Below are 23,719 nucleotides of genomic sequence, written 5' to 3'. Positions count from 1 at the left end.
GTCGGGCGATCAGCCAGTTGGCCAGACCGATCACGAGCAGGATCAGCCGGTCCCCTCCAGGCCGTGACCCCCGAACCAGCCGAAGAGTTTCTGCGCCCCGTGGGAGAAGAGGACGCCGCCGGTGCCCACACGGAGGGCGAGGAGGCCGATGTCGGTCCGGTTGCTGTGACGTTCCCTGCAGAGGATGCGGTGGAGATTCATGGGGTGGTCAGTCCCTTCTCACGTGGCGGATCATCGGTGAGGGCTCTTCGGTGGCGGGTCTTCCTCGGTCGTCGGGCGCCGGGCTGAGCGCGGCGGTCAGGGCTTGCCGGGCGAGTCGGTCAGCATGCGTGACAGGTCGTAGCTGACGGGCTCCTCGAGCTGGGCGTACGTGCAGTCGCGGGCCTCACGGTCCGTACGCCACCTGCGGAACTGCGTCGTGTGACGGAAACGGTCCCCCTCCATGTGGTCGTAGGCCACCTCGCACACCCGCTCGGGACGCAGCGGAATCCACGACAGGTCCTTGGTCCCGGTCCAGCGGCTCGGCGCACCCGGCATGCGGCTCTCCGTGTGCGCCTCCTCGCGCTGCCACTGCGCCCACGGGTGGCCCTCGGGCGAGCTCATCCTCAACGGCTCCAGCTCCTCCATCAGCTCCTTGCGGCGGGTCATGGTGAAGGAGGCGCACACGCCCACGTGCTGGAGCGTGCCGGAGCTGTCGTAGAGGCCGAGAAGCAGCGAGCCGACGCCCTGGCCGCTCTTGTGGGGGCGGAGCCCCGCGAGTACGCAGTCGGCGGTGCGCTCGTGCTTGATCTTCACCATCAGCCGCTGGTCCGGGCGGTAGGGAATCGTGAGTCCCTTCGCCACCAGTCCGTCCAGACCGGCGCCCTCGAACTCGTCGAACCACTGCCGCGCCAGCTCGACGTCCTGGGTCGCGGGAGCGACGAAGACCGGGTCCCGGGCATCCTTCAGGGCGTCGACGAGCCTCTCGCGGCGCTCACCGAGCGGTTGCTCCATCAGCGACTCGTCGTCCAGCGCGAGGACGTCGAAGGCCACGAAGCTCGACGGGATCTCCTCCGCGAGCATGCGCACGCGCGAGTCCGCGGGATGGATGCGCTGCTGGAGCAACTCGAACTCCAGCCGGCCGTCGCGGGCGACGATGATCTCCCCGTCCACGACACAGCGCGGCGGAAGATTGGCGAGCAGCGCCGTGACCAGCTCGGGGAAGTACCGCTTGAGCGACTTCCCCGTACGGCTGCCGATCTCCACCTCGTCGCCGTCACGGAAGACGATGGCGCGGAAGCCGTCCCACTTGGCCTCGTACTGCATGCCGTCCGGGATCCTCGCGGCGAGCTTCGCCAGCATGGGCTTCACGGGCGGCATGACGGGAAGGTCCATGACCTGCACTGTATTCCGGCACCGCGCCACCCGCCCCCCGGAGGAACGTGGGGATTCCGGCTGCCCGAAGGCCGCCCGGCCTTGAGGCCGGCGGCAGGGACGACGTCCGTGCACGACCGGCGGCGTCACACGGCTGGTGACCGCCGGACCCGGCTGGGACCATCACGCTCATGCTGCAGGTCTGTCTGAACGGCGCGAGAGACCGCTCCGCGTGCCCGTCTCTTCCGGTGACCGCCGAGGAGTTGGCCGGCTCAGCTCGTGCAGCTGTCGCCGCCGGCGCCCGGGACATCCATCTCCACCCCAAGAACACCTCGGGTGAGGACACCTTGGAGTCGGCCGTTGTCGCCGAGGCCCTCACAGCCGTGCGGGCCGCTGTGCCGGGCATCCCCGTCGGTGTCACCACGGGAGCCTGGGCCACGCCTGATCCCGAGCAACGCGCCGCACAGGTCCGCTCCTGGACCGTCCTTCCCGACCACGCCTCCGTGAACTGGCACGAGCCCGGCGCCTCGCTGGTCGCCGCCGCCCTGCTGAGCAGGGGGATCGGGGTCGAGGCAGGCGTCTGGTCCGGGACGGACGCCGTACGGCACCTCCTCGACTGGCCCGAGCGCCACCGGGTGCTGCGCATCCTGGCCGAGGTCACCGACACCGGCACGCGGACCGCGCCGCACACCGCGGCCGCACTCGTGGACGAGCTCCGCCCGGCCGACTCGCCTGTCCTTCTGCACGGGGAGGACGGCGGCGCCTGGCCCGTCCTGCGGCTCGCCGCCCTCCGCGGGCTGGACATGAGGGTCGGCCTGGAGGACGTCCTGCACCTGCCGGACGGGACCCCCGCCGAGGCGAACGCCGATCTGGTCCTCGCCGCGCGCGTCATCCGGCAGGCGTCCCAGCCGCGCTGAAGGCCGCGCTGAAGGCCGCGCTGAAGACGCTGAAGACCGGCCCGGGCAGCCACTCGCGACGCGGTCCCGACGGGCCTCCGGCCTCCGGCCGCGCAAGATTTGACCGTACGCCGGGAGGCGGTCCACCGCACCGCGGCTTAGCGTGGCGGCATGGGAGAGGCAGTGGAGCTGACTGTCGGCGACCAGCAGGTGCGGCTGTCCAGCCCCGGCAAGATGTACTTCCCGGAGCGGGGCTTCACCAAGCTCGACGTCGCCAAGTACTACATGTCCGTGAGTGACGGGATCACCCGCGCTCTGCGTGAACGCCCCACGACGCTGGAGCGGTACCCGGAGGGGGTGGGCGGCGAGTCCTTCTTCCAGAAGCGGGCGCCCAAGAACCTCCCCGAGTGGATCCCCACCGCCCGTATCAGCTTCCCCAGCGGCCGTCACGCGGACGAGATCTGCCCGACCAGCGCGGCGGCGGTGATCTGGGCGGCGAACCTGGGCTGCCTGACCTTCCACCCCTGGCCGGTGCGTCGTGACGACACCGACCACCCCGACGAGCTGCGCATCGACCTGGACCCGCAGCCGGGCACCGACTTCAGTGACGCCGTGCGGGCGGCCCAGCAACTGCAGCCGCTCCTTGAGGAGTTGGGGCTCCGCGGCTGGCCCAAGACCTCCGGCGGGCGCGGGCTCCACGTCTTCGTGCCCATCGAGCCCGAGTGGAACTTCGCGCAGGTCCGGCGATCGGCCATCGCCGTGGGACGGGAGTTGGAGCGACGCGATCCCTCTCGCATCACCACGGCGTGGTGGAAGGAGGAACGCGGCAGCCGCATCTTCGTGGACTACAACCAGACGGCGCGCGACCGCACCATCGCCAGCGCGTACTCCGTCCGCCCGAACCAGCGCGGCACCGTGTCGGCACCGCTGCGCTGGGACGAGCTCCCGAGCGTGCACCCCGACGACTTCGATCTCGCCTCGATGCAGGAGCGCTATGCCGAACTCGGCGACGTCCACGCGGACATGGACGAGCGCCGCTTCCGTCTGGACGCCGCGCTGGAGCTGGCCGCGCGGGACGAGAGCGAGCACGGGCTGGGCGATCTCCCCTACCCGCCGGAGCACCCGAAGGTGAAGGGCGAGCCGAAGCGCGTACAGCCCAGCAGGGCCAAGCGCGTCGCAGACTGAGGCGTCCCCCGCCGCAACAGCGGTGCCGCCAGCTAGGGTTCCCTACTGGAACGTGTGTTCAGGGGGAGCGGAGCGACCGAGGTGACCGACGAAGACCGGCTGGTGGCCGGGAGATACCGGCTGTCCCGGCAGCTTGGCCGCGGCGGAATGGGGACCGTGTGGCTCGCCGGTGACGCCCTTCTGGACCGCCCCGTCGCGGTGAAGGAACTCCGCGTGCCGCCGCATCTGGAGGAGAACGAGCGGGCGCGCCTGTACGAACGGACCCGCCGCGAAGCACGAAGTGCCGCCCGGATCAGCCATCCCGGGGTCATCATCGTGCACGACGTGGTGGAGGAGGCGGGGCTGCCGTGCATCGTCATGGAGTACGTGCCCTCGCGCTCCCTCGGCGACGTCCTGCGTGAGGACGGCCCGTTGACGCCCCAGGAGGCAGCCCGTACGGGCATGGCGATGGCGTCGGCGCTGCGTGCGGCCCACGCGGCGGGCGTGCTGCACCGCGACGTCAAGCCCGGGAACGTCCTGCTGCACGAGGAGGGCGAGCGCATCGTCCTGACCGACTTCGGCATCGCGGCGGCCTCGGACACCGAAACCCTCACCCGCACAGGGGAGTTCGTCGGATCCATCAACTACGCGTCGCCGGAGCGCATGCGAGGCGGCGAGGCCGGACCGGCCGCCGACGCCTGGGCGTTGGGGGCGACACTGTACGAGGCGGTCGAGGGTGTTCCGCCGTTCGCGCGCGACACCTGGGTGGAGACGGCGTACGCAGCCGCGAGCGAACCGCCGCGGACGATGGAACGAGCCGGTCCTCTACGCGAGTTGATCGAGGGGCTGCTGGCAAAGGAGCCCGACGACAGGTTCACCCTGGAACAGGCCGAGGAGTGGCTCTCGGCCACCGGAGGCACGGTGCCGCTGCCCACGCAGCCGGAGGCGCCGGACGCCGGAGCGCCCACACCACCGTGGCCTCCCGCCGCCACAGCGCGAACTCCCGTACGGCGAAGAGGATTTCGCGTCGGCACACTGGCCGCCGGAGTCGTGGCCGTCGCCGCGATCGCGGGCGGTGCGTGGTGGCTGACGCAGCAGGGCAGCTCCGGGGACGGGCCCGGCTCCCCCGGCCCCTCCGCCTCGCACACCTCCGGGCCTTCACCGTCGGCCACCCCGTCACGCCCTCCGGTCGCCGAGGGCTATCACCGCGTGAAGGACCGGCTGGGCTTCTCCGTCGACGTGCCCGACGGCTGGCAGCGCAAGGAGCAGGCGGGCGGCGAGCAGGTCGACTACGTCGCGCCGTCCGGGCTGACGGGACTGAAGTTCGGCGTTCTCGACTTCGCGGGGAACAGCCCGATCAAGCACTGGCGTGAACTGGAGCCGGAGGTGGAGGAGAAGTCGCCGGACTACCGCAGACTCCGGATGAACGCCACGACCTACCTGGGTCAGGACGCCGCGATCTGGGAGTACACCTGGCAGGGCCGCACCCGCTCGTACCATGCGGTCGACCTCGGCTTCGCCCAGGAGGGCGCGCAGCACTACGCCCTGTACCTCTCGGCTCCCGACGCCGAATGGGGCACGGCGAAGAAGTACTTCGACATGGCGGTCAAGACCTTCCGCGTCTCCGACAAGGGCTGACGCGCGGCCCGTTCAGCCCTCGCGCCAGTACCTGCGTCCGGTGCTGATGAGCATCAGCTGGCGCCGGGCCGTACGTGCGACGCTCTCCTCGTCCGGGCCCTCGCCGAGTGCGGCGTCGAGGAAGGCGGAAGCGGTCATCACGACGTGGTCCACGTACAGCTCGGCGAGCATGCGCATGTCCTCCGCGCTCCACCCGGCCGAGACCTCGTCGGCCGCCAGCGCCTCGGCGACCTCGTCGGCGAACCGGTCCAACTCGGCGCCTATGGCGGCCCGTACGGCCGGGACCCCGCCGTGCCTCTCCCGTGCCACGAACCGGACGTGCGTGGGGTGCTCGCGCACGTAGCGGGCGATGGTCTCGACGGTCCGCTCGATACGCGCGGCCTCGTCGTCCGGCACCTCCAGGATCTCGCGCACCACCGCGTGAAGGCTGCCGAGTGACTCCTCGACGAGGGCGACACCCAGATCGCTCAGATCCCGGAAGTGACGGTAGAAGGCGGCCGGCGCCATTCCCACGACGCGGGTGATCTCACGCAGGCCGAGGCTGCTGAGGCTCTGGTTCTCCAGCAGCCTCAACCCGGCGTCGAGCAAGGCGCAGCGGGTCCTGGCCTTCTGGGTCTCGCGTGGCGTGGGCGTGGGGACGCTGGTGTGGCTCATGTCATTCAGTAAACAGGTGTTCGCCGGGACGTGCCAAGGTAGACTGAACTCAGTGAACAGTTGTTACCCCAACTGTTCACTGAGTCCCGATCATCGGCCCACTCAAGAAAGGCCACACATGATCTTCATCGTTGCCGCATTCCTCCTGCTGGGCTTCCTGGTGGGCACCGCGGCACACATCCCGCTCCCGGCCACGTTCGCCGCAGCCGCGGTCATCGGTGCCTGGCTGCTGGTCTTCGCGGTCCGCGAGCGCAAGCACCACCGTCAAGGGAGCTGACTGAGACATGAACGCCCTGAACACCCTTGTCCGTCCCACCCCTTCGGACACGCGCGAGCACCGCGACCCGGGTGAGGAGTCCTTCACCGGGAACGCGGAGCGCACCGAGGAGGCCCCGACGAGTGGCCGCACCGCGCCGCGCGTCCGCGACGCGGACGGCATGGCCGTCGCCTCCTTCGTCATGGGCCTGGCCGGACTGCTGGTCTTCAACTTCGTTCTGGGTCCGTGCGCCGTGGTGCTGAGCGGTCTCGCGCTGATGCGCGGCACGACCCGCCGCTTCCGCGCCGTGCTCGGACTCTCGCTCGGCGTCGCCGACCTGATCGTCCTCGCGGCCGTCACCGCCGCCGACGGGTCGGCGTCCTGGAGCATCGCGGGCTGAACGGCCAGACGGCGGGGCCGGTGCCTGAGTGCACCGGCCCCGCCGTGGTGCGTCAGGCCGGGACCGCCAGCAGGAGGGCGAAGCGCTCCTCCGCGTCAGTCCACCAGTGGCTCACCTCGAGGCCCTCACGGGCCAGTTCGGCCGTGAGCGCAGGCCGCCGGAACTTCACGGCGATCTCCGTCAGGACCTCCTCGCCCTCCTCGAACTCGGCGGTCATCTCGAGCGCCGGCAGGGCCACTGTCTGGGCGCGACGGGAGCGCAGCCGCATCTCGATGCGCTCCTCCTCCGCGTTCCACACCGAACGATGCTCGAAGGCGTCGAGGTCGAAGGCGGCGCCGAGCCGGCGGTTGAGCACGCTCAGCACGTTCTTGTTGAAGGCGGCGGTCACACCCTGCGCGTCGTCGTACGCCGGAACCAGCACCGCCGGGTCCTTGACCAGGTCAGCCCCCATCAACAGGGCGTCGCCCGGCCGGAGTTCCTTGCGCAGTGCGGAGTAGAAGGCGGGACGTGCCTCACCGTCGAGGTTGCCGAGCGTCCCCCCGAGGAAGGCAACCAGGCGGGGACCGGGCGCCTCCCCGGGCATCCCGAGGTCGGTCTCCAGATCGGTGACGCACCCCGTCACCTGCAGCCCCGGATAGTCGCGGCACAGCGCCTCGCCCGCTTCACGCAGGGCGTCGGCACTGACGTCGAGTGCTGCGTACCGCTCGAGAGTTCCGTGCCGCAGGAGGCTGTCGAGCAGCAGCCGCGTCTTGCGGGAGGAGCCGGAGCCCAGCTCGACGAGGGTACGGGCGCCGGTCGCCGCGGCGATCTCGTCGCACCGCTCGCTCAGGATCGCGTGCTCGGCCCGTGTCGGGTAGTACTCGGGCAACCGCGTGATCTCTTCGAAGAGTTCACTGCCGTGGGCGTCGTAGAACCATTTGGGCGGCAGGGTCTTGGGCCGGCCCGTCAGGCCCTTGAGCACGTCGGTGTGCAGGGCGTCGGCGAAGTATCCGTCGGGCAGACGGCGGGTGAGGTCGAATCGGCCCGTCATGCGATGGAGATCCTCTCGGCGGCGGGAACCAGCGGGACGGTACGTACGGTCGAGACGGTGGCCACGAGCAGCGAGTCGTCCGGGACTTCCCTCCAGGTGCCCTCCGGATCGCCGCCGGCCTCGTCCTCATGGCCGGCGTCGGGTTCGGAGGCGACGCGCACTCCGTGCTCGCCGGTGCGGTACCAGAGGGTGTCGCCGCGGCGGGTGGCGAGGATCGTGCGGCCGTCCGTGAGAAGGAAGTTGAGCCGGGCGCCGGGACGTATCTCCGCGATACGGGTCACGAGCCACGCCAGGGCGTCCTCGGCCGGCTCCCCCGCATGCAGCCGCTGCGCGAGGAGCGCCCACAGCAGCGCGGAGTCGCAGCGGGACTCCAGCCCGAGCAGATCACGCGCCTCCATCTGCACGCCGAGGTCCTCGACAATCCGCTCCCAGTCCTGCACCGCGCCGTTGTGGCTGAAGAGCCAGCGACCGTCGGCGTACGGGGCGGCCGCCGTCTCGTCCTGAGCGGTGCCCACGGTGGCGTCCCGCACCGCCGCGAGCACGCACGTGCTGTGTACGGCGCGGGTCAGGTCGGGCAGGTTCGGGTCGGCCCAGATCGGCACCGCCCGGCGGTAGCGGGCCGGGAGCGCCCCTTCCTGCTGCGGGTACCAACCGAGCCCGAAACCATCGGCGTTGACGGTCCCGTACCGCTGCCGGCGCGGCGCCCAGGACTGCTCGTACAGGCCGTTCGGGGGCAGCGTGACGACGTCCGCGAGGGAGACGGGCGGACCGAGGTAGGCCAGGTGACGGCACATCAGCGCTCGCCCCCGGAGCTGCGTGCGGTGCGGAACCCGGCGAAGATCTGCCTGCGCACGGGCAGGTCCCAGTTGCGGAACGTCCCCCGGCAGGCCACCTCGTCCGTGCCGAAGGAGCCGCCGCGCAGCACCTTGTACTCCGTGCCGAAGAAGACCTCGGAGTACTCGCGGTAGGGGAAGGGGGCGAAGCCCGGGTAGCCGGTGAAGTCCGAGGACGTCCACTCCCACACGTCGCCGATCATCTGACGGGCACCGCACGGCGCGGCACCCGCCGGATACGCCCCGGCGGGTGCGGGCCTGAGATGCTGCTGCCCCAAGTTGGCGTGCCCCTCGGCGGGTTCGGCGTCGCCCCACGGGTAGCGGCGCGATTCACCGGTCTCCGGGTCGTGCCGGGCGGCCTTCTCCCATTCGGCTTCCGTCGGCAGGCGGCGACCCGCCCAGCGGGCGTACGCGTCCGCCTCGTACCAGCACACGTGCATCACCGGCTCCCCCGGCGGAACGCGCTCGGTGTAACCGAACCTGCGGCGCTGCCAGTTGCCGCCGTCGCGCTTCCAGAACAGCGGCGCGCTCAGGTTCGCCCGCTGCACCTGCGCCCAGCCGTCGGGGTGCCACCAGCGGGGGTCCTCATAGCCGCCGTCCTCGATGAAGCGCAGATAGGCGCCGTTCGTCACGGGCACGGCGTCCAGATCGAAGGCCGCCACTTCGACGGTGTGCGCGGGACGTTCGTTGTCCAGGGCCCAGGGCTCGGTGCTCGTGCCCATGGTGAACGGCCCTGCCGGGACGTGTACTTCGCCGTGCGTCGCGTCCGTACCGCGGGACATCGGTGCGGGCGGGTCGGGGGCGTCGAGGACGGCGGGACCACGGCGCAGCTGGTGTGTGGCGAGCATGGTCTCGTCGTGCTGCTGCTCGTGCTGGGCGACCATGCCGAAGACGAAGTCGTCCTCGAAGAGGGGGCCCGACTTCCCGGATGCCGCGGCGATCACCTCCACCGCGCGGGCGCGTACCTCGGCGATGTACTCGCGGGCCGCGTCCGGGGAGAGCATGGGCAGGGTGGGCCGGTCGGCGCGCGGGGTGCGGAAGGCGTCGTAGACCTCGTCGAGATCCGGTCGCACCCCCTGCTGACCGCCTGCTTCGCGCAGCAGCCAGAAGTCCTCCTGGTTGCCCACGTGCGCGAGGTCCCATGCGAGTGGCGACATCAACTTCGAGTGCTGAGCGGTCAGTTCCGCCTCGTCCAGGCAGTCCGTGAGCGCCATGGTGCGGCGCCTGGCGCGCTCCAGCGCGGCGTACGCGCGTTCCCGGCTGCTCTCAACGGGCGTGCTCCCGCCGCCGGATGAGGGTGTGGCGGCCGGCGCGGCTGTGTCCTCGGACATCTTGCTGGTCTCCTTTCCGTGTGTGCACGACGGGACGCGCCCGCGGTCATCAGCCGCGCAGCGCGTCCAACTGGTCGTGTGCGGGGCAACGTCCGCGCTCGGAGTAGCGCTCGGCGAATTCGAGGACGGAGTGGTGCACCGTGCTGCCGGGGTCCTGCCGTGACAGCGCGGCCTCCGCTGCGGCGACGCATTCGCGCACCGCGGGGCCGAGCAGCGGATCGGCGGGGCCGTCACGCGCGGCGCGCTCCCACAGGGTGGGGTCGCCCTCCAGCGCTTCCGTGGCCTCCCATGCGGACTCGGCCGCCCGGACGTCGTCCAGCAGGGTGGCCGCCACCGCGGTCGCCGCCACCCAGCCGTCACCGCACTGCGCGTCGATCATCCGCAGCTCCAGCCAGCCGCGTGGGCGTACGGGCGGGAAGAGCGTGCCGAGGTGGTAGTCCAAGTCGTCCCGTGTCGGGGGCCTTTCACGGTGCTGGCCGCGTAGCCAGCCGCGGAAGGACAGCCGCGGCGGCGCCGTCCATTCGGCGGGCGGCTCGCGGCGGAGACACAGCAGTTCGGCGTCGAGCGCGTAGCGCGCCCAGCCCTCGCGGGGGTCGCTGTGCGCTCGTGGGGGGCTGGTACGGCCGGGGTCGGCCCGTGCCCAGACGCTCTGACGGGTGGAGACCCAGCCCGTGGGACGGGAGCGCCAGAGCGGGGAGTTGGCGAAGGCGGCCACCAGCACCGGGCCGAGCCGGTGTGCGAGCTGCCAGCGGTGGCGGTATCCGGTGGGGCCGTCGGAGTCGTCTCCGGCGTCCACGCTGACCTGGACGGCGGCGGTGGCCCTCATCATCATCCGGCCCCACGGGCCGGAACGGTCGAAGTGCGCCTCCATGGCGCGGTAACGGGGATCCTCCAGTACGCGCGGCGGGCTCAGATACGGGTCGAGGCCACGCCCGTAGAGAAGAGCGCCGGACTCTCCCACCTTCTTGCGCAGTACGGCCAGATCGGCGGCTGTGATGGCGATGCACTCGGCGAGCGTCTCGCCCGGAGGTGAGCTGACCTCCAGCTGTCCGCCGGGTTCCCGGGTGAGCCTGCTGCCACCGGGCATTCCGCGGGACCACAGCGGGGCCAGCGCCTCCTCCAGCCTGTCGGGCGGTACGGCGCGGCCCGGGGCGGAGCGGTCACGGATGAGCCACTCCAGCTCCACTCCCACGCGGCGCGGCGGCCCGGTCTTGAAGCAGATCCCGCCGACGTACGCGGCTGCTTCGTCCTCGTTCAGCACGGCATCCATGCCACTCGACGCCTCCCGTCGGATGCGTAGCGGGCCCGAGGGCCCTGAGAAGTCCGAGACTGCTGCCATCAGGGGCGACACGCAAGACGGCAACGTCGGCCAGGGTGAAAGGGCTCGCCCGGACCGGTCCCCGGAAGGGGGTGCCCCCTCGTGCGGCACCCATGCCCGTCACGGCTGTTCGGCGGGTCGTGACCGGTTCACGACTGTTTGGGAGGCCGTGACCGGTCAACTCGTCGCGGCGTGAAGGACATCGAGATCACCAGACCCGAGAAGGTGCTCTTCCCCGACGACGGGATCACCAAGCGCGACCTGGCGGACCACTACCGCCGGGTCGCAGGACGTGCCGTGCCCCTGCTGCGCAACCGGCCGCTGATGATGGAGCGCCATCCGGACGGCATCGGCGGCAAGCCGCTGATGCAGAAGAACGCGCCGGACTACTTCCCCGAGTGGGTGCACACCGCCGAACTGGCCAAGGAGGACGGCACGGTGCGCCACCCGCTGTGCGACAACGCCGACACCCTCGTCTATCTCGCCGGTCAGGCCTGCATCACTCCGCACCGCTGGCTCTCGAGGGCGGATCATCCCCACCACCCGGACCTGCTCGTCTTCGACCTCGACCCCAGCGGAGAAGCGGACTTCGAGGACGTCCGGTGGGCCGCGTCCTGCGTGGGCGGGCTGCTGGAAGAGGTGGAGCTGCCCACGCAGCTGATGACCACCGGGTCGCGCGGGCTGCACGTCATCGCGACGCTGGACCGCAAGTCGGACTTCGACAGCGTGCGCGCCTTCGCCCGCCGCGTCTCCGAGGTGCTGGTCGCCCGTCACCCGGACCGGCTCACGGGCGAAGCCCGGAAGGCGAACCGTGGCGACCGCATCTATCTCGACATCCAGCGCAACGCCTACGCGCAGACGGCCGTCGCCCCCTACTCGGTGCGGGCCCTGCCCGGCGCCCCCGTCGCCGTGCCCATCAGCTGGTCGGAGCTGAAGGATCCGAAGCTGGCACCCGACCGCTGGAACGTCGGCAACGTCGAGGACCGGCTGCGTAAGAGCGACCCGTGGGAGGGCCCGAGCCCACGCGGCCGGTCCGTACGAGCGGCGGACCGGAGGCTTTCGGCACGCCTTTGAGCAGCTGCGCACGCGCGACGCTGCCGCCGTGTCAGCCGCGGTAGGTCTCCAGCAGCCGCAGCCACACCTCGCTCATCGTCGGGTACGACGGAACGGCGTGCCACAGGCGCTCCATCGGGATCTCACCTGCGACGGCCACGCTCGCGGAGTGCAGCAGTTCGCCGATGCCGGCGCCGACGAACGTGACACCCACGACGACTTCACGGTCGAGGTCGACGACCATGCGGGCGTGGCCTCGGTAGTCGTCGGCGTAGAGGGACGCTCCCGCAACACCGCTCATGTCGAGGTCGACGACGCGCACCCTCAGTCCCCGGTTCTCTGCCTCGGCCGCGGTGAGGCCGACGGAGGCCACCTCCGGGTCCGTGAAGACGACCTGCGGGACGGCGTCGTGGTCGGCCGTCGCCGCGTGGGCACCCCAGCGGTCGGTCTCCAGCAGCGGTACGCCCGCCGCGCGTGCCCCGATCGCGCTGCCGGCCACCCGTGCCTGGTACTTGCCCTGGTGGGTGAGGAGGGCACGGCCGTTGGCGTCGCCCACCGCGTACAGCCAGCCGCCTTTCACGCCCTCGACACGGCAGCTGTCGTCCACCGTCAGGAAGCCTCCCGGCCGGCAGCCCACCGTCTCCAGGCCGAGGTCGTCGGTGCGCGGGAGACGTCCGGTGGCGAAGAGGACCTCGTCGCTCTCCAGTTGCCCGCCGCCGCTGAGCGAGAGCGTCACGGGGCCTCCCGGCGAGGGCCGCTCCAGCTTTTCGACCTCCACGCCCGTACGCACCTCGGTGCCCGCCGCCCGGAGCGCCTCGACGACGAGCTCGCCGGCGAAGGGCTCCATCCTCGGCATCAGCTTCTCCCCGCGCACCAGCATGGTGACCTGCGTTCCGAGCGCCTGCCAGACAGTGGCCATCTCCACTGCGACCACTCCCCCGCCGACCACCGCGAGCCGGCCCGGGACCTCCTTGGCGGAGGTCGCCTCCCGGCTCGTCCACGGCCTCGCCGTCTCGATGCCCTGAATCGAGGGCAGGGCGGCGCGGCTCCCCGTGGCGATGGCGACGGCGTGCCGCGCGGTGAACGTTCGCGTCCCGCCGTCCGGGATGTCCACCGTCACGCGGCGGGGCCCGTCGAGGCGGCCGTGTCCGCGCTGGAGCTCCACGCCGACCGACAGCAGCCAGTCGACCTGGCCCTTGTCGTCCCAGTTGGAGGTGAACCCGTCACGCCGGGCGAGCACCGCCGCCGCGTCCAGACGGGAGGTGACCGCCTGGGCGGCGCCCGCGACGCGACGGGCGTCGGCCAGCGCGGCGACCGGGCGCAGCAACGCCTTGCTGGGCATGCAGGCCCAGTAGGAGCAGTCACCGCCGACCAGTTCGCTCTCGATGATCAGAGCGCTGAGGCCGGCGGCGTGTCCCCGCTCGGCCACGTTCTCCCCGACCGGGCCGGCTCCGATGACGATGAGGTCGTACTCGTCGTCAACGGCGGTCCCCGGGGCGCCCTCGGAACGTGTCATGACGGCCTCCACATCGATGGGTCCTGGTCATGCTGATGATGCTGCGGGTGCGCGTGGGAGGTGGAGGTAAACGATGCAGGCGGCCGATGGAGTACGCCCGAGCGGGTGCGGCCGGGTCAGCCTGCCTGCACCGGGACGATGAGCACCGGGCAGTGCGCGTGGTGCAGGACCGCGTGGGCGACCGGACCGAGCTGGAGGCCGAGACGGCGGGAACGCCGGTGCACGGCGATCACCAGCACGTCGGCCGATCGGCTCGCCTCGATCAGCGTGGCGGCCTGGCTGCCGCCCTGCTCGTCGGCACTGACCTTCACATCGGGGTGGTCCTTGGCGACGGGGGCGACCACTCCCCGTACCAGCTCCGCAGCGGACTCGCGCGCCTGCTGGGCCTCCCTCGGCGGCAGTTGGAGCCTGCCGGGCATGCGCGGCTGAGTCCATCCGTGAAGCACGCGAAGGGAGGCGCCGCGGCGGGCCGCCTCCTCGAAGCCGAAGCGCACCGCTGCGCCGTCCGCATCGCTGGGCAGTCCGACGAGGACGGTGCCGTGGTCGGCGCTCCGGCTCTCGCGGCTGTCACCCACCACCAGGAGGGGCCCCTCACTGTGGGCGGCGGCGCGCAGGCTGACGGAGCCCACGAGCAGTCCTGAGAATCCACCGTGACCGCGCGTCCCGACGACGGTCAGCGGGGCCGTACGGCTGGCGCGCACCAGTGCGTCGGCGGCGAGCGCCTCCGTGTGCACGGACGGGACGGTGCGCAGGCCGGGCACCACTGCCTGCGCGCGCTGCCCCGCCTCGTCCAGGACGGCCGCCGCCGCGACCCGGATGCGCTCCAGGTCGCTCTCCGTCACGGGGACGCGCGAGCGCTTGGGCCAGCCGGCCGAATACACCATCTCCAGGGCGAGTCCGCGCCGCCCGGCCTCTTCGGCGGCCATGTCCAGGGCACGCAGGGAAGGTTCTGATCCGTCGATGCCGACGACCACGCGGGCCTCGTCGGCGGGGGCAGTGGAGCGGTCATTCATCTGGGGCTCTCCCTCGCCTCGCTCGTCCGTATGTCCCAGTGTGCTGGATATGCGGGTACGACGGGCGGCAACCGGCAAACCGCGCGGAGCAGGCCGAGTTCTCCCAGCCGTGTGCTCTTGGTGTTCTTCACGGACATGCAGGACACAGGCCCGGAGCCGGGCCGAGGGGCAATCAGGTGACGGACCGCGAGGAAAGCGGACCGGAGCGGCGACGGGCCGTCAGCCCGCGCTGCGCCGCCCCGTCTCGCCGCGGTCCGAGGCGCGGGCGACTTCACGCAGCCATGCGGGGCGGTCGGCGATCTCGAGGAGCAGAAGGAGTCTCGTCAGCGGGCTGTCCCAGTCGCACTGTTCGAGTTCGGCGATGGCGGCGTGGTCCAACGGTCCGGCCGTAGAGGGACGTTCGAATCCGTATGAGGTCACCGGTACTCCAGGGTGAGGGACAGATGAGCCCGAACTGCCTTCTCTCCGAGGCAGATTCGGGACTCAGGGCCGCTGCGTCCGTCATTCTTCACGATGTGCACTTACCCCTGCAAGCACATCTGCAATTACAGATGCAAGAACATGTGACTATGAGACAGTGCTCTCTCAACACCCCCTGAACGCCGTATTGATGGAAAACGGAGAGGCCACCATGCAGATCGACAACGGCATCCAGGCGACCCTTCTGCGGGACGTGACCTGGCGAAAGAGCGGCCGGAGCAACCCGAACGGCAACTGCGTCGAACTGGCCGGCCTCCCGGGCGGCTCCGTGGCCGTGCGCAACTCGCGCCACCCCTCGGGCCCGGCACTGATCTACACCCCGGCGGAGATGGCGGCGTTCGTCCAGGGCGCCAAGGACGGGGACTTCGACGACCTGTTGGCGGAGCGCTGACGAACTCGGCGCAGCAGCACGGGGCCGTGGCACACGAGCCGCGGGGGCACACAGGGGGACGCATGAACCCCGGCCCGTGCACGGAGCCGCCCATGGCTCCGGCACATGGCCGGGGTATGTGCAATCAGCATGACTGTACGGGTAGTTCACCGAGTGGGACACTGAGCGCTCGACCGTCACTCACGGGAGCAGGGAAAACCTGATGTCAGCACAGCGGGAAGGTGATTCGTCGGTGAGGCGGATCCTCGACCACCCACGTGGCGGGCCGACGATCCTGCGCATCGTGCTCGGAACACAGCTGCGGAGGCTCCGCGAGGAGCGCGGCATCACCCGTGAGGCCGCCGGCGACGCCATCCGCGGCTCGCACGCCAAGATCAGCCGTCTGGAGCTGGGCAGGGTCGGGTGCAAGGAACGGGACATCGCCGACCTGCTCTCGCTGTACGGCATCACCGATGAGCAGGACCGCGACGAGTACCTCGTCCTGGCACGTCACTCCAGCACTCCGGGCTGGTGGCAGAAGTACAGCGATGTGATGTCGCCCTGGTTCGACAGGCTGATCGGCCTGGAGGAAGCGGCGTCGGTGATCCGCATGTACGAAGTGCAGTTCGTGCCGGGGCTGTTGCAGACGGAGGACTACGCCCGCGCCGTCATGCGGCTCGGTCACCCGCGTGCCTCGACGGAGGAGATCGAGCGGCGCGTCGAACTGCGCTCGGACCGTCAGGCCATCCTCACCCGGCCGCACAGCCCGAAGCTGTGGGCGGTCGTCGACGAGGCGGCACTGCAACGCCCGCTGGGCGGGCCGTCCGTGATGCGGGAACAGATCAAGCGGCTGCTGTGGGCGGCCGAACAGCCCAACGTCACCCTGCAGATCGCGCCCTTCGCGATAGGGGGCCTGGCAGCCGCGGGCGGCCCGGTGACCATACTCCGCTTCCAGGAGCCGGATCTGCCGGACATCGTCTACCTGGAGCAGCTCACCTCTTCCCTCTACCTGGAGAAGCGCGACGAGGTCGAGAACTACATGGTCGTGATGGACCGACTGTGCGCCACCGCCGAACCGCCGTCCATGACGGTCGAGTTCCTCGAGCGGCTGCTGAGCCGGCACGAGGCCCAGGGCTGAGACCGGCCACGGAGAGAGGCAGGCGGCACAGGACAAGAGTGACCGGCCGGCCCTCTTCGGGGCCGACCGGCCGGAACACCTGGGCGGGCCTCAGGGCTTGCGAGCCACGCCTCCGAACTCGTACCACTCGGCGGTCAGTTGCTTGGGGCCCAGATCGGAGTCCGGCCGCCAGTCGTTGATCTCGCCGAGGCCCGGTTCGAGGACTTCCAGCCCGTCGAAGTAGCGCTCGACCTCGTGCGCCTGACGCACCCTGCCCCAGCGGTTCTGGGTGGTCTCCGCCATGAACTCCGTGACGAAGTCCCGGGTGGCCTTGTCCTCGCTCACCAGCTGGTTGATGACAAGGAAGCTGCCGGAGGGCAGCCGGTCGATGATTCCGCGCAGCACCGCCGCGGGGTCGGAGGAGTCCGGGATGCAGTGCATCACCGAGACGAAGAGCGCGCCGACCGGCTGCGACAGGTCTATGAGGCGCTTCACCTCGGGGTCGTCGAAGATGGCGTCGGTGTCCCGCAGATCGGCCTGGATGACCGCTGTGTTCTCGTTCTCCTGCAGCAGCGCCCGGCCGTGCGCCAGCACGATGGGGTCGTTGTCGACGTAGACGGCCCTCGATCCGGGGTCGATGCGCTGCGCGACCTGGTGCACGTTGTCCTGGGTGGGCAGGCCTGACCCGTGGTCGAGGAACTGGCGGACCCCGTAGTCCTGGGCGAGCACACGCACGGCGCGCTGGAGGAAGCGGCGGTTGTTGACGGCAAGGGGCCTGGTGCTGGGAACGACCTTGTCGAGCTCGGCGACGGCCAAGCGGTCGACCTCGTAGTTGTCCTTGCCGCCGAGGTAGTAGTCGTACATCCGCGCCACACTGGGGGTGTTGACGTCCACTCCCTGGCCTACCGCGACTTCGTCTTCGCGCATGCGTGCCTCACCGTCTCGCTGCGTACACTTCCCGTCGTGCACACGTCTCGTTACGGCGAAGCATCGCACGGTGATCTGGTGCAGACGACCTCAACTGACCAGTAGGGCAAGGAAATACACAGAAACGCGCTCCCTGCGGCAGACGGGACGGAAGCGGCGGATGGGAAGCTCTGACGGCCCCTCAGGGCAGCGGCCTGTCATAGGCCGGAGAGACGCAGCTCCGCCCACACGATGCGCCCGGACTCCCCGCTGCCAGGGCGCACGCCCCACCTCTCCGCGACGACGCCGACGAGTTGGAGCCCCCGCCCGTTCACGTCCTCCACCGCGGCCGAGCGGGGCAGGACCTCGGAGCAGTCGACACCCTCGTCGCAGACTTCTATGCGCAGCCGCTCCTCGAACAGCTCGATCCGGCAACGCACGCGGCAGCTGTCCGTGTGCACGACGGCGTTGGTGAAGAACTCGGAGACGACCAACTGGGCTGTACGGCTGAGGTCTTCGCTCAGGCCCCAGGCACGGAGCGAGCCTCCCACCCTCCTCCGCGCGTCAGCGACCGCGGTCGCGTGCGCGGGGAGCTCGAATCCCTCATGCCGCACACCCGCTGCACCCGCGACCGGTCCGGACTGGGTGAGCGGTATGACGGGACGATCGAGAGCCACGGTTCAATGCGCCTTCCGTTACCCGCGCGAGGCAAGGGCCGGGTGCGGAGGCAGCACACCGAGCGACATGAGCTGAATCACGTTACTCACTATGTCCGCGCCCCTGACAAATGGCAAGGGGCGCTCTGCAAATTGCAGAATCGGAGGCACAGTATGGATGCCGCATCACGCACGTGGCACACTTCAAGCGCGACAGGTCCGGTGGAGGGGAGGCATCGTGGCTGACGGCCGTACAGCGCCGACAGTGGGACAGATGGTCCTCGGAATGCGCCTCCGGGACCTGCGGGAGCGCGCGGGGTGCTCCTTCGCCGATGCCGCCGCCGCGCTCAGCGTCAACACGACCACGATCCGTCGCATGGAGAAGGCCGAGGTCGGCCTCAAACCCCCGTACGTGGAGAAGCTGCTCAAGACCTACGGCATCCCGGAAGCCGAAGCCGCCTCCTTCCTCTCCCTGGTCGAAGAGGCCAACCGGCCCGGCTGGTGGCACCGCTTCCGCGACGTCCTGCCGTCCTGGTTCAGCCTCTACGTCAGCCTCGAGGGCGAGGCCAGCCTCATCCGCGCCTACGAGCCGCACTGCGTGCCCGGCCTGCTGCAGACCGAGGAGTACGCGACGGCGCTGCTGCGCACCGGTTTCCCCAACGCCGACGACGAGGAGCTCAGCCGCCGCGTCGCCCTGCGCATGGAACGGCAGGATCTGCTGCGGCGCCCTGACGCACCGCGCCTGTGGGTCGTACTCGAGGAGCAGGTGGTGCGGCGTCACGTCGGCGAGGCGTCGGTGATGCGCGGGCAGCTCGACCGGCTCATCGAGTCCACCGCGATGCCGAACGTGACCGTGCAGGTGATCCCGTTCACCGCCGGCCCGCACCCCGCCATGTTCGGGCCGTTCCAGCTCTTCCGCTTCGACATCCCCGAGCTGCCCGACATCGTCTACTCGGAAAGTCTCAGCGGGGCCGTCTACCACGACGAACGTCCCGACACCGCCGTCTTCCTGGAGGCATTGGACCGCATGGGCGCGCAGGCCGCGCCGGCATCCCGCACCGAGTCCCTTCTCGGTGAGATCCGCAAGGAGTTCTGACTGTATGGGCCGTACCGATGAGTGAGATCTACAACGGCATGCCCGCCAACGAGCTCGGCACCGAGGGCTGGCACAAGCCGTGGAGCGGCCCGAACGGCGGCAACTGCCTGGAGGCGATGAAGCTGGCCGACGGCCGCGTCGCCCTCCGGCAGTCGACGGACCCGGACGGGCCGGCGCTGATCTACGACCCGCACGAGATCGACACCTTCATACGAGGCGCCAAGCGCGGAGACGCCGACTTCCTCCTCACATGAAGCGGGGATGAGCACGACCGACCAGGACCGGAACGGAGACACCGTTGACTGGACAAGGTCAGGCACCGCAGTTCGACCCGGGCAGACCGCACCCTGCCCGGATGTACGACTACTACCTGGGCGGCCGCAGCCACTTCGACGCCGACGCCAAAGCGGCTGAGGCGGTCGCGGCCGCCATGCCGGTGGCGCGGGCCGCGGCACGCGCCAACCGCGACTTCATGGTCCGGGCGACGCGCTGGCTCGCCGGGGAGCGCGGCGTACGGCAGTTCCTGGACATCGGCTCGCGCATCCCCACCGAACCCAATCTGCACCAGGCGGCACAGGCCGTGGCGCCCGAGTCGAAGGTCGTCTACTGCGACAACGACCCCGTCGTCCTCGAACACGCCCAGGAGCTGCTGCACGGCGCGACCGAGGGCAGCACCGCCTACGTGCACGCGGACGTGACCGATCCGGAGAGCATCCTCGACGCCCCGGAGCTCAGCGACACGATCGACCTCGGCCGTCCCGTCGCCCTCTCGGTCAACACGATCTTCCACTTCGTCGGGGACGACCAGCAGCCGTACGACATCGTCCGCACGCTGCTGGGCGCCCTCCCCGCGGACAGTCATCTCGTACTGACGCACGCCACCGCCGACTTCCTCGCAGCCGGCCACGCCGAGCGGGCGGAGTCCGTGCTGGACATCTACGCGGAGAGCGGCTCCCCCCTGTGGCCCCGGACCTTCGCCGAGGTCTCCCGCTTCTTCGACGGACTTGAGCTCGTCGGCCCCGGGCTGGTGCCGCCCCAGAGCTGGCATCCCGACGCGGAACGCACCGGAGCCCCAGGCGAGGGGGCCGTACCCGGCTACGCCGGAGTCGCGCGCAAGCCCTGACGCTCTGACCCGGGCGGCCCGTACAGGCGAGCGGGCGTTGACAGGGGACGCCGGGCGGAAGCAGGATAAGCAAGCGCTTAGATTTGCCGACGCTGCCGACCGGGATCGGATCCGACATGGCCACACCCTCGCTCCTCCTCTCCCGCCGGGACCTGGACTTCCTGCTCTACCAGTGGCTGGACGCCGAGGAGCTGACCGGGCGCCCGCGCTACTCCGAGCACTCCCGCGAGACCTTCGACGCCGTGCTCGACCTCAGCGAGCAGATCGCCACCCGGCACTTCGCGCCGCACAACAAGAAGAACGACCAGGAGGAGCCGCGCTTCGACGGCGAGCGCGTGCACACCGTCCCGGAGGTGAAGCGGGCGCTGGAGGCCTTCACCAAGGCCGACCTCCTCGCCTCCGCCATGGACGAGGAACTCGGCGGCATGCAGCTGCCGCAGACCGTGACCACGGCCTGCTTCAGCTGGTTCCAGGCGGCCAACGTGGGCACGTCCTCGTATCTCTTCCTCACGCTGGGCAACGCCCGGCTGTTGTGCGCGCACGGCACGCAGGAGCAGATCGACACCTATGTACGGCCGATGCTCGCCGGACGCTTCTTCGGCACCATGTGCCTGTCCGAACCGCAGGCCGGTTCCTCGCTCGCCGACGTGGCCACCCGCGCGGAGGAGCAACAGGACGGCACCTACCGGCTCTTCGGCAGCAAGATGTGGATCTCGGCAGGTGACCACGAGCTGTCCGAGAACATCGTCCACCTCGTGCTCGCCCGTATCCCCGGTGGCCCTCCCGGCGTCAAGGGCCTCTCCCTCTTCATCGTCCCCAAGCACCTGGTGGACGCGGACGGTGCCGTCGGTGAGCGCAACGACGTCGTGACGGCCGGGCTCAACCACAAGATGGGGTACCGCGGCACGACCAACACGCTGCTCAACTTCGGGGAGGGCGCGCACAGTCCGGGCGGGGCACCCGGCGCAGTCGGCCACCTCGTCGGTGAGCCGCACCGCGGGCTCGCGTACATGTTCCACATGATGAACGGAGCGCGGATCGGCGTCGGCGCGGGCGCCATGGCGCTGGGCTACACCGGCTACCTCAAGTCCCTGGACTACGCGCGCCAGCGCCCGCAGGGCCGCCCGGTCGCGGGCAAGGACGCCACGGCGCCTCAGGTGCCCATCATCGAACACGCCGACGTGCGGCGGATGTTGCTCGCTCAGAAGTCGTACGTCGAGGGGGCACTCGCGCTGCTCCTGTACTGCTCACGGCTTGTCGACGAACAGCAGACCGCCGAGGCGGAGGAGGACCGGGAGCACGCTCGGCTGCTGCTCGACGTGCTGACGCCGATCGCCAAGAGCTGGCCCTCGCAGTGGTGTCTGGAGGCCAACAGCCTCGCCATCCAGGTGCACGGCGGCTACGGCTACACGCGCGAGTACGACGTGGAGCAGCACTACCGCGACAACCGCCTCAACCCCATCCACGAGGGGACGCACGGCATCCAGGCGCTGGACCTGCTCGGGCGCAAGGCGGTCATGGACGGGGGCGCCGGTCTCGTCGCACTGGGCGAGACCATCGCGACGACCGTGGAGAGGGCGCTGTCCGCCGGTGACGAGGCCGCCGAACTCGGCGCCGCGCTCCGGGAGTCGTGGGAACGGGTCGCCAAGGTCACCGCGCGCCTGTGGGGTTCGGGCGACCCCTCCGTCGCCCTGGCCAACGCCACCGCCTATCTGGAGGCGGTGGGCCACGTCGTCGTGGCGTGGATATGGCTCGGTCAGTTCCTGGCGACGGCCGGCCACGACGACGCCTTCCACCAGGGCAAGCGGCAGGCCGCCCGCTACTTCTTCCGTTACGAACTGCCCCGCACCGGGCCGCAGTTCGACCTGCTGGACTCTCTCGACACGACCACGATGGAGACGGACCCGGACTGGTTCTGAGGTGACGCGGCAAGGGCCTGTCCGACAGATGGCGCCGTCCGCCGCAGGCGGTGCTCGCGGCGGATGGTGCGTGCAGCCGCAAGGCGGAGGATCGCCCTCGTAGTGGGCTACTCGGTCGATGCGACAACTGGGGGCACCTCCCGCGAAGCGGGGGAGGATGTGCGTGCCAGTCGTCGCGAGCAAGGCGAGATTCGTCAGACAGGGCCTAGGAGCCCCGGTCCGCGATGTGCGGGTCCCGGGGCTCCTCGCTGTGCGGGAAGGGCTACTTCTTCGGGCGAACCGGCCTGTCGTCGCAGTCGAGTTCGTCGCCGGTCAGCGGGGCACCCTCGACGCTGCTGCGGTCGAAGTCGACGTCGGCGACGTCCGCGCCCTCGGTGCCGGGCCTGACGGTGAAGACCTCGTCGTGCTTGGTTCCGGTCACCGGTACGGGACGCATCACCGCGCCCGGCAGGGCAGCCGCCACCGTGCTCGCCTTGCGCTCCCAGTACGGGTCGTAGGTGACCTCGGTCCTCCCGCTGCGGGGGCCGGCAGCGCTGCGCCGGCTCTCCAGCACCTCGAAGCCGTTGTCACGCAGTTCCTGCGCCATGTGCGCGGCGGGTTCGCCGCTGCCCTCGACGCGCACCTTCACCTCCTCCGGCGCGTACGGAACCGGCTTGCTGCCCGGCGCGGGACCCGTGGCCGGATTGCCGGTGAGGGGACGGTCCTCACGCAGGTCGGCGAAGAGTGCTCTGGCGCGGGGCTTGTCCCATCGCAGGGTCGAGCCCCAGACGGGCGCCCGGTAGTCGAAGTGGGAGATGGGCACCGTCGCGTACTCGGTCCGGTGAGCCGTCAGTCCGCGCAGTCCGCCCGCCAGCCTCAGCATCCGCCCCATGGTGAAGGTCCGGTCCCAACGGACCGCACCCCGCAGCGCGTTGATCGTCCGGATCAGCTCGACCGGATCGCCGGCTCTCTTCGCGCCGGCCATGGTGTGCATCAACTCGCCCAGCACATGCTGCTGCCGACGGATACGGCCGAGGTCGCCGGGCGGGTCCACGTGCCGGGCCCGTACGTACCGAAGGGAGTTGTTGCCGTTCAGCACTTGAGTGCCTCTCGGCAGCTTCAGACCCGAATTCTTGTCCTCCAGCGGCTTGTTGGTGCACACCTCCGCACCCTTGAGGCGGTCGACGGTCTTCTCGAAGCCGACGAAGTCGGTCTCGGCGTAGTGGTCGATGTGGACCCCGGTGGCCAGCTCGACGGTGCGGACCGTGAGCGACGGCCCCCCGTGAGAGAACGCACTGTTGATCTTTCCCAGGTGACGGGTGGTGCGGGTGGTGATCTTGCCGAAGCCCTTGCCGGAGTCTCGGTGCGAGGCGAAGCGCACGTAGGAGTCGCGGGGGATGCTCACGACGCTGACCCGCCTCCCGTCCGCCGAGATGTGCAGCAGCATCATCACGTCGGCGCAGTCGCACTGCTGTCCGTTGACGTGCAGCCGGTTCTTGGTCGCCTGGGAGAGTCCTTCGCGCCGGTCGAGGCCCACGAGAAGGATGTTCGTGCCGGGGCCGTCGTGGGGGCGGCCGGTCGTGGGCAGCCCGGAGATCGCGTCGCGGACCGGGTCGGC

The 23,719-nt window shown here is 70.5% G+C and carries 25 protein-coding genes; 12 read left to right on the top strand and 13 right to left on the bottom strand.

The genetic code is table 11. The features are described from left to right. Window positions 1-42: 42 nt before the first annotated feature. Entirely contained in the window at window positions 43-201 is a 159-nt protein-coding gene (locus H5J26_RS13460) for a hypothetical protein (RefSeq protein ID WP_419183793.1), read from the bottom strand. 96 nt (window positions 202-297) lie between these two features. Beyond that, entirely contained in the window at window positions 298-1,374 is a 1,077-nt protein-coding gene (locus H5J26_RS13455; protein WP_181766063.1) for an ATP-dependent DNA ligase, read from the bottom strand. Between the two features lie 170 nt (window positions 1,375-1,544). Between H5J26_RS13455 and H5J26_RS13450 the strand changes: the two genes are divergently transcribed. The 3 genes from H5J26_RS13450 (at window position 1,545) to H5J26_RS13440 (ending at window position 5,051) form a co-directional block, all read left to right on the top strand. Beyond that, on the top strand, window positions 1,545-2,270 hold the full coding sequence (locus H5J26_RS13450) for a 3-keto-5-aminohexanoate cleavage protein (protein ID WP_181766062.1): 726 nt from the start codon (window positions 1,545-1,547) through the stop codon (window positions 2,268-2,270). A 150-nt stretch (window positions 2,271-2,420) separates the two neighbouring features. Continuing rightward, window positions 2,421-3,434: a non-homologous end-joining DNA ligase gene (gene ligD, locus H5J26_RS13445; RefSeq protein ID WP_181766061.1), complete on the top strand. Its 1,014-nt coding sequence runs from the start codon at window positions 2,421-2,423 to the stop codon at window positions 3,432-3,434. 81 nt (window positions 3,435-3,515) lie between these two features. Next, complete coding sequence (locus H5J26_RS13440) at window positions 3,516-5,051, top strand: serine/threonine-protein kinase (protein WP_181766060.1); 1,536 nt, start codon at window positions 3,516-3,518, stop codon at window positions 5,049-5,051. A gap of 12 nt (window positions 5,052-5,063) precedes the next feature. On the opposite strand, the gene H5J26_RS13435 is transcribed toward H5J26_RS13440, so the two are convergent. Further along, window positions 5,064-5,705 carry a TetR family transcriptional regulator gene (locus H5J26_RS13435; RefSeq protein WP_181766059.1) on the bottom strand — a complete coding sequence of 214 codons (642 nt, stop codon included), beginning with the start codon at window positions 5,703-5,705 and terminating at the stop codon, window positions 5,064-5,066. Between the two features lie 118 nt (window positions 5,706-5,823). Here H5J26_RS13435 and H5J26_RS13430 point away from each other — a divergent pair, with 118 nt between their 5' ends. After that, on the top strand, window positions 5,824-5,982 hold the full coding sequence (locus H5J26_RS13430) for a hypothetical protein (protein WP_181766058.1): 159 nt from the start codon (window positions 5,824-5,826) through the stop codon (window positions 5,980-5,982). A gap of 7 nt (window positions 5,983-5,989) precedes the next feature. Next, window positions 5,990-6,361 (top strand): DUF4190 domain-containing protein, encoded by a 372-nt coding sequence (locus H5J26_RS13425; RefSeq protein WP_181766057.1) that lies wholly within the window; start codon window positions 5,990-5,992, stop codon window positions 6,359-6,361. A 52-nt stretch (window positions 6,362-6,413) separates the two neighbouring features. Here the strand turns inward: H5J26_RS13425 and egtD are convergent, their stop codons facing one another. Genes egtD through egtA form a run of 4 tightly spaced genes read right to left on the bottom strand, consistent with a single transcriptional unit; the run spans window position 6,414 to window position 10,825 of the window. Next, complete coding sequence (gene egtD / locus H5J26_RS13420; RefSeq protein WP_181766056.1) at window positions 6,414-7,391, bottom strand: L-histidine N(alpha)-methyltransferase; 978 nt, start codon at window positions 7,389-7,391, stop codon at window positions 6,414-6,416. Then, complete coding sequence (gene egtC / locus H5J26_RS13415; RefSeq protein WP_181766055.1) at window positions 7,388-8,185, bottom strand: ergothioneine biosynthesis protein EgtC; 798 nt, start codon at window positions 8,183-8,185, stop codon at window positions 7,388-7,390. Before egtC ends, egtD begins: the two co-directional genes overlap by 4 nt. After that, the gene (gene egtB, locus H5J26_RS13410; protein WP_181766054.1) at window positions 8,185-9,555 is read right to left on the bottom strand and encodes an ergothioneine biosynthesis protein EgtB; all 1,371 of its coding nucleotides are present in this window, start codon (window positions 9,553-9,555) and stop codon (window positions 8,185-8,187) included. The genes egtC and egtB overlap by 1 nt, the downstream gene beginning before the upstream one ends. A gap of 49 nt (window positions 9,556-9,604) precedes the next feature. Further along, window positions 9,605-10,825 (bottom strand): ergothioneine biosynthesis glutamate--cysteine ligase EgtA, encoded by a 1,221-nt coding sequence (gene egtA, locus H5J26_RS13405; protein ID WP_181766053.1) that lies wholly within the window; start codon window positions 10,823-10,825, stop codon window positions 9,605-9,607. Window positions 10,826-11,065: 240 nt separating this feature from the next. Here egtA and ligD (H5J26_RS13400) point away from each other — a divergent pair, with 240 nt between their 5' ends. Continuing rightward, the gene (gene ligD, locus H5J26_RS13400) at window positions 11,066-11,947 is read left to right on the top strand and encodes a non-homologous end-joining DNA ligase (RefSeq protein WP_309237896.1); all 882 of its coding nucleotides are present in this window, start codon (window positions 11,066-11,068) and stop codon (window positions 11,945-11,947) included. Window positions 11,948-11,978: 31 nt separating this feature from the next. Here ligD (H5J26_RS13400) and H5J26_RS13395 read toward each other — a convergent pair whose 3' ends face one another. The 3 genes from H5J26_RS13395 to H5J26_RS13385 form a co-directional block, all read right to left on the bottom strand. Then, window positions 11,979-13,442 (bottom strand): dihydrolipoyl dehydrogenase family protein, encoded by a 1,464-nt coding sequence (locus H5J26_RS13395; protein WP_181766051.1) that lies wholly within the window; start codon window positions 13,440-13,442, stop codon window positions 11,979-11,981. 116 nt (window positions 13,443-13,558) lie between these two features. Further along, complete coding sequence (locus tag H5J26_RS13390; RefSeq protein WP_181766050.1) at window positions 13,559-14,455, bottom strand: universal stress protein; 897 nt, start codon at window positions 14,453-14,455, stop codon at window positions 13,559-13,561. Between the two features lie 219 nt (window positions 14,456-14,674). Further along, a complete protein-coding gene (locus H5J26_RS13385) occupies window positions 14,675-14,833 on the bottom strand; it encodes a hypothetical protein (RefSeq protein WP_181766049.1) in 159 nt (52 codons plus the stop codon). Between the two features lie 253 nt (window positions 14,834-15,086). On the opposite strand from H5J26_RS13385, the gene H5J26_RS13380 reads away from it, so the two are divergent. Together H5J26_RS13380 and H5J26_RS13375 are read left to right on the top strand one after the other, a co-directional pair. Further along, the gene (locus H5J26_RS13380; protein ID WP_181766065.1) at window positions 15,087-15,326 is read left to right on the top strand and encodes a DUF397 domain-containing protein; all 240 of its coding nucleotides are present in this window, start codon (window positions 15,087-15,089) and stop codon (window positions 15,324-15,326) included. A gap of 202 nt (window positions 15,327-15,528) precedes the next feature. Further along, a complete protein-coding gene (locus H5J26_RS13375; RefSeq protein WP_181766048.1) occupies window positions 15,529-16,443 on the top strand; it encodes a helix-turn-helix domain-containing protein in 915 nt (304 codons plus the stop codon). 90 nt (window positions 16,444-16,533) lie between these two features. Here the strand turns inward: H5J26_RS13375 and H5J26_RS13370 are convergent, their stop codons facing one another. Then, window positions 16,534-17,349, bottom strand: coding sequence for an SAM-dependent methyltransferase (locus H5J26_RS13370; protein ID WP_181766047.1), 816 nt, complete (start codon window positions 17,347-17,349; stop codon window positions 16,534-16,536). Between the two features lie 197 nt (window positions 17,350-17,546). Next, a complete protein-coding gene (locus H5J26_RS13365) occupies window positions 17,547-18,005 on the bottom strand; it encodes an ATP-binding protein (RefSeq protein ID WP_181766046.1) in 459 nt (152 codons plus the stop codon). Window positions 18,006-18,222: 217 nt separating this feature from the next. Here H5J26_RS13365 and H5J26_RS13360 point away from each other — a divergent pair, with 217 nt between their 5' ends. From H5J26_RS13360 to H5J26_RS13345, 4 genes are all read left to right on the top strand, one after another. Further along, window positions 18,223-19,080 (top strand): helix-turn-helix domain-containing protein, encoded by an 858-nt coding sequence (locus H5J26_RS13360; protein ID WP_181766045.1) that lies wholly within the window; start codon window positions 18,223-18,225, stop codon window positions 19,078-19,080. A 17-nt stretch (window positions 19,081-19,097) separates the two neighbouring features. Beyond that, window positions 19,098-19,334 (top strand): DUF397 domain-containing protein, encoded by a 237-nt coding sequence (locus H5J26_RS13355; protein ID WP_181766044.1) that lies wholly within the window; start codon window positions 19,098-19,100, stop codon window positions 19,332-19,334. A 44-nt stretch (window positions 19,335-19,378) separates the two neighbouring features. Further along, window positions 19,379-20,203, top strand: a complete 825-nt coding sequence (locus tag H5J26_RS13350) for an SAM-dependent methyltransferase (protein ID WP_210771297.1) — start codon at window positions 19,379-19,381, stop codon at window positions 20,201-20,203. A 116-nt stretch (window positions 20,204-20,319) separates the two neighbouring features. Continuing rightward, the gene (locus H5J26_RS13345; RefSeq protein ID WP_181766043.1) at window positions 20,320-22,122 is read left to right on the top strand and encodes an acyl-CoA dehydrogenase; all 1,803 of its coding nucleotides are present in this window, start codon (window positions 20,320-20,322) and stop codon (window positions 22,120-22,122) included. A 262-nt stretch (window positions 22,123-22,384) separates the two neighbouring features. Here the strand turns inward: H5J26_RS13345 and H5J26_RS13340 are convergent. Then, window positions 22,385-23,719: LCP family protein (locus tag H5J26_RS13340; protein ID WP_181766042.1), on the bottom strand; the 1,335-nt coding region annotated here is incomplete at its 5' end.

The sequence above is a fragment of the Streptomyces albidus (ex Kaewkla and Franco 2022) genome (assembly GCF_013870515.1).
In the GTDB taxonomy this organism is placed as follows: Bacteria; Actinomycetota; Actinomycetes; order Streptomycetales; family Streptomycetaceae; genus Streptomyces; species Streptomyces albidus.
This window is presented reverse-complemented; position numbering and strand designations above follow the sequence as displayed.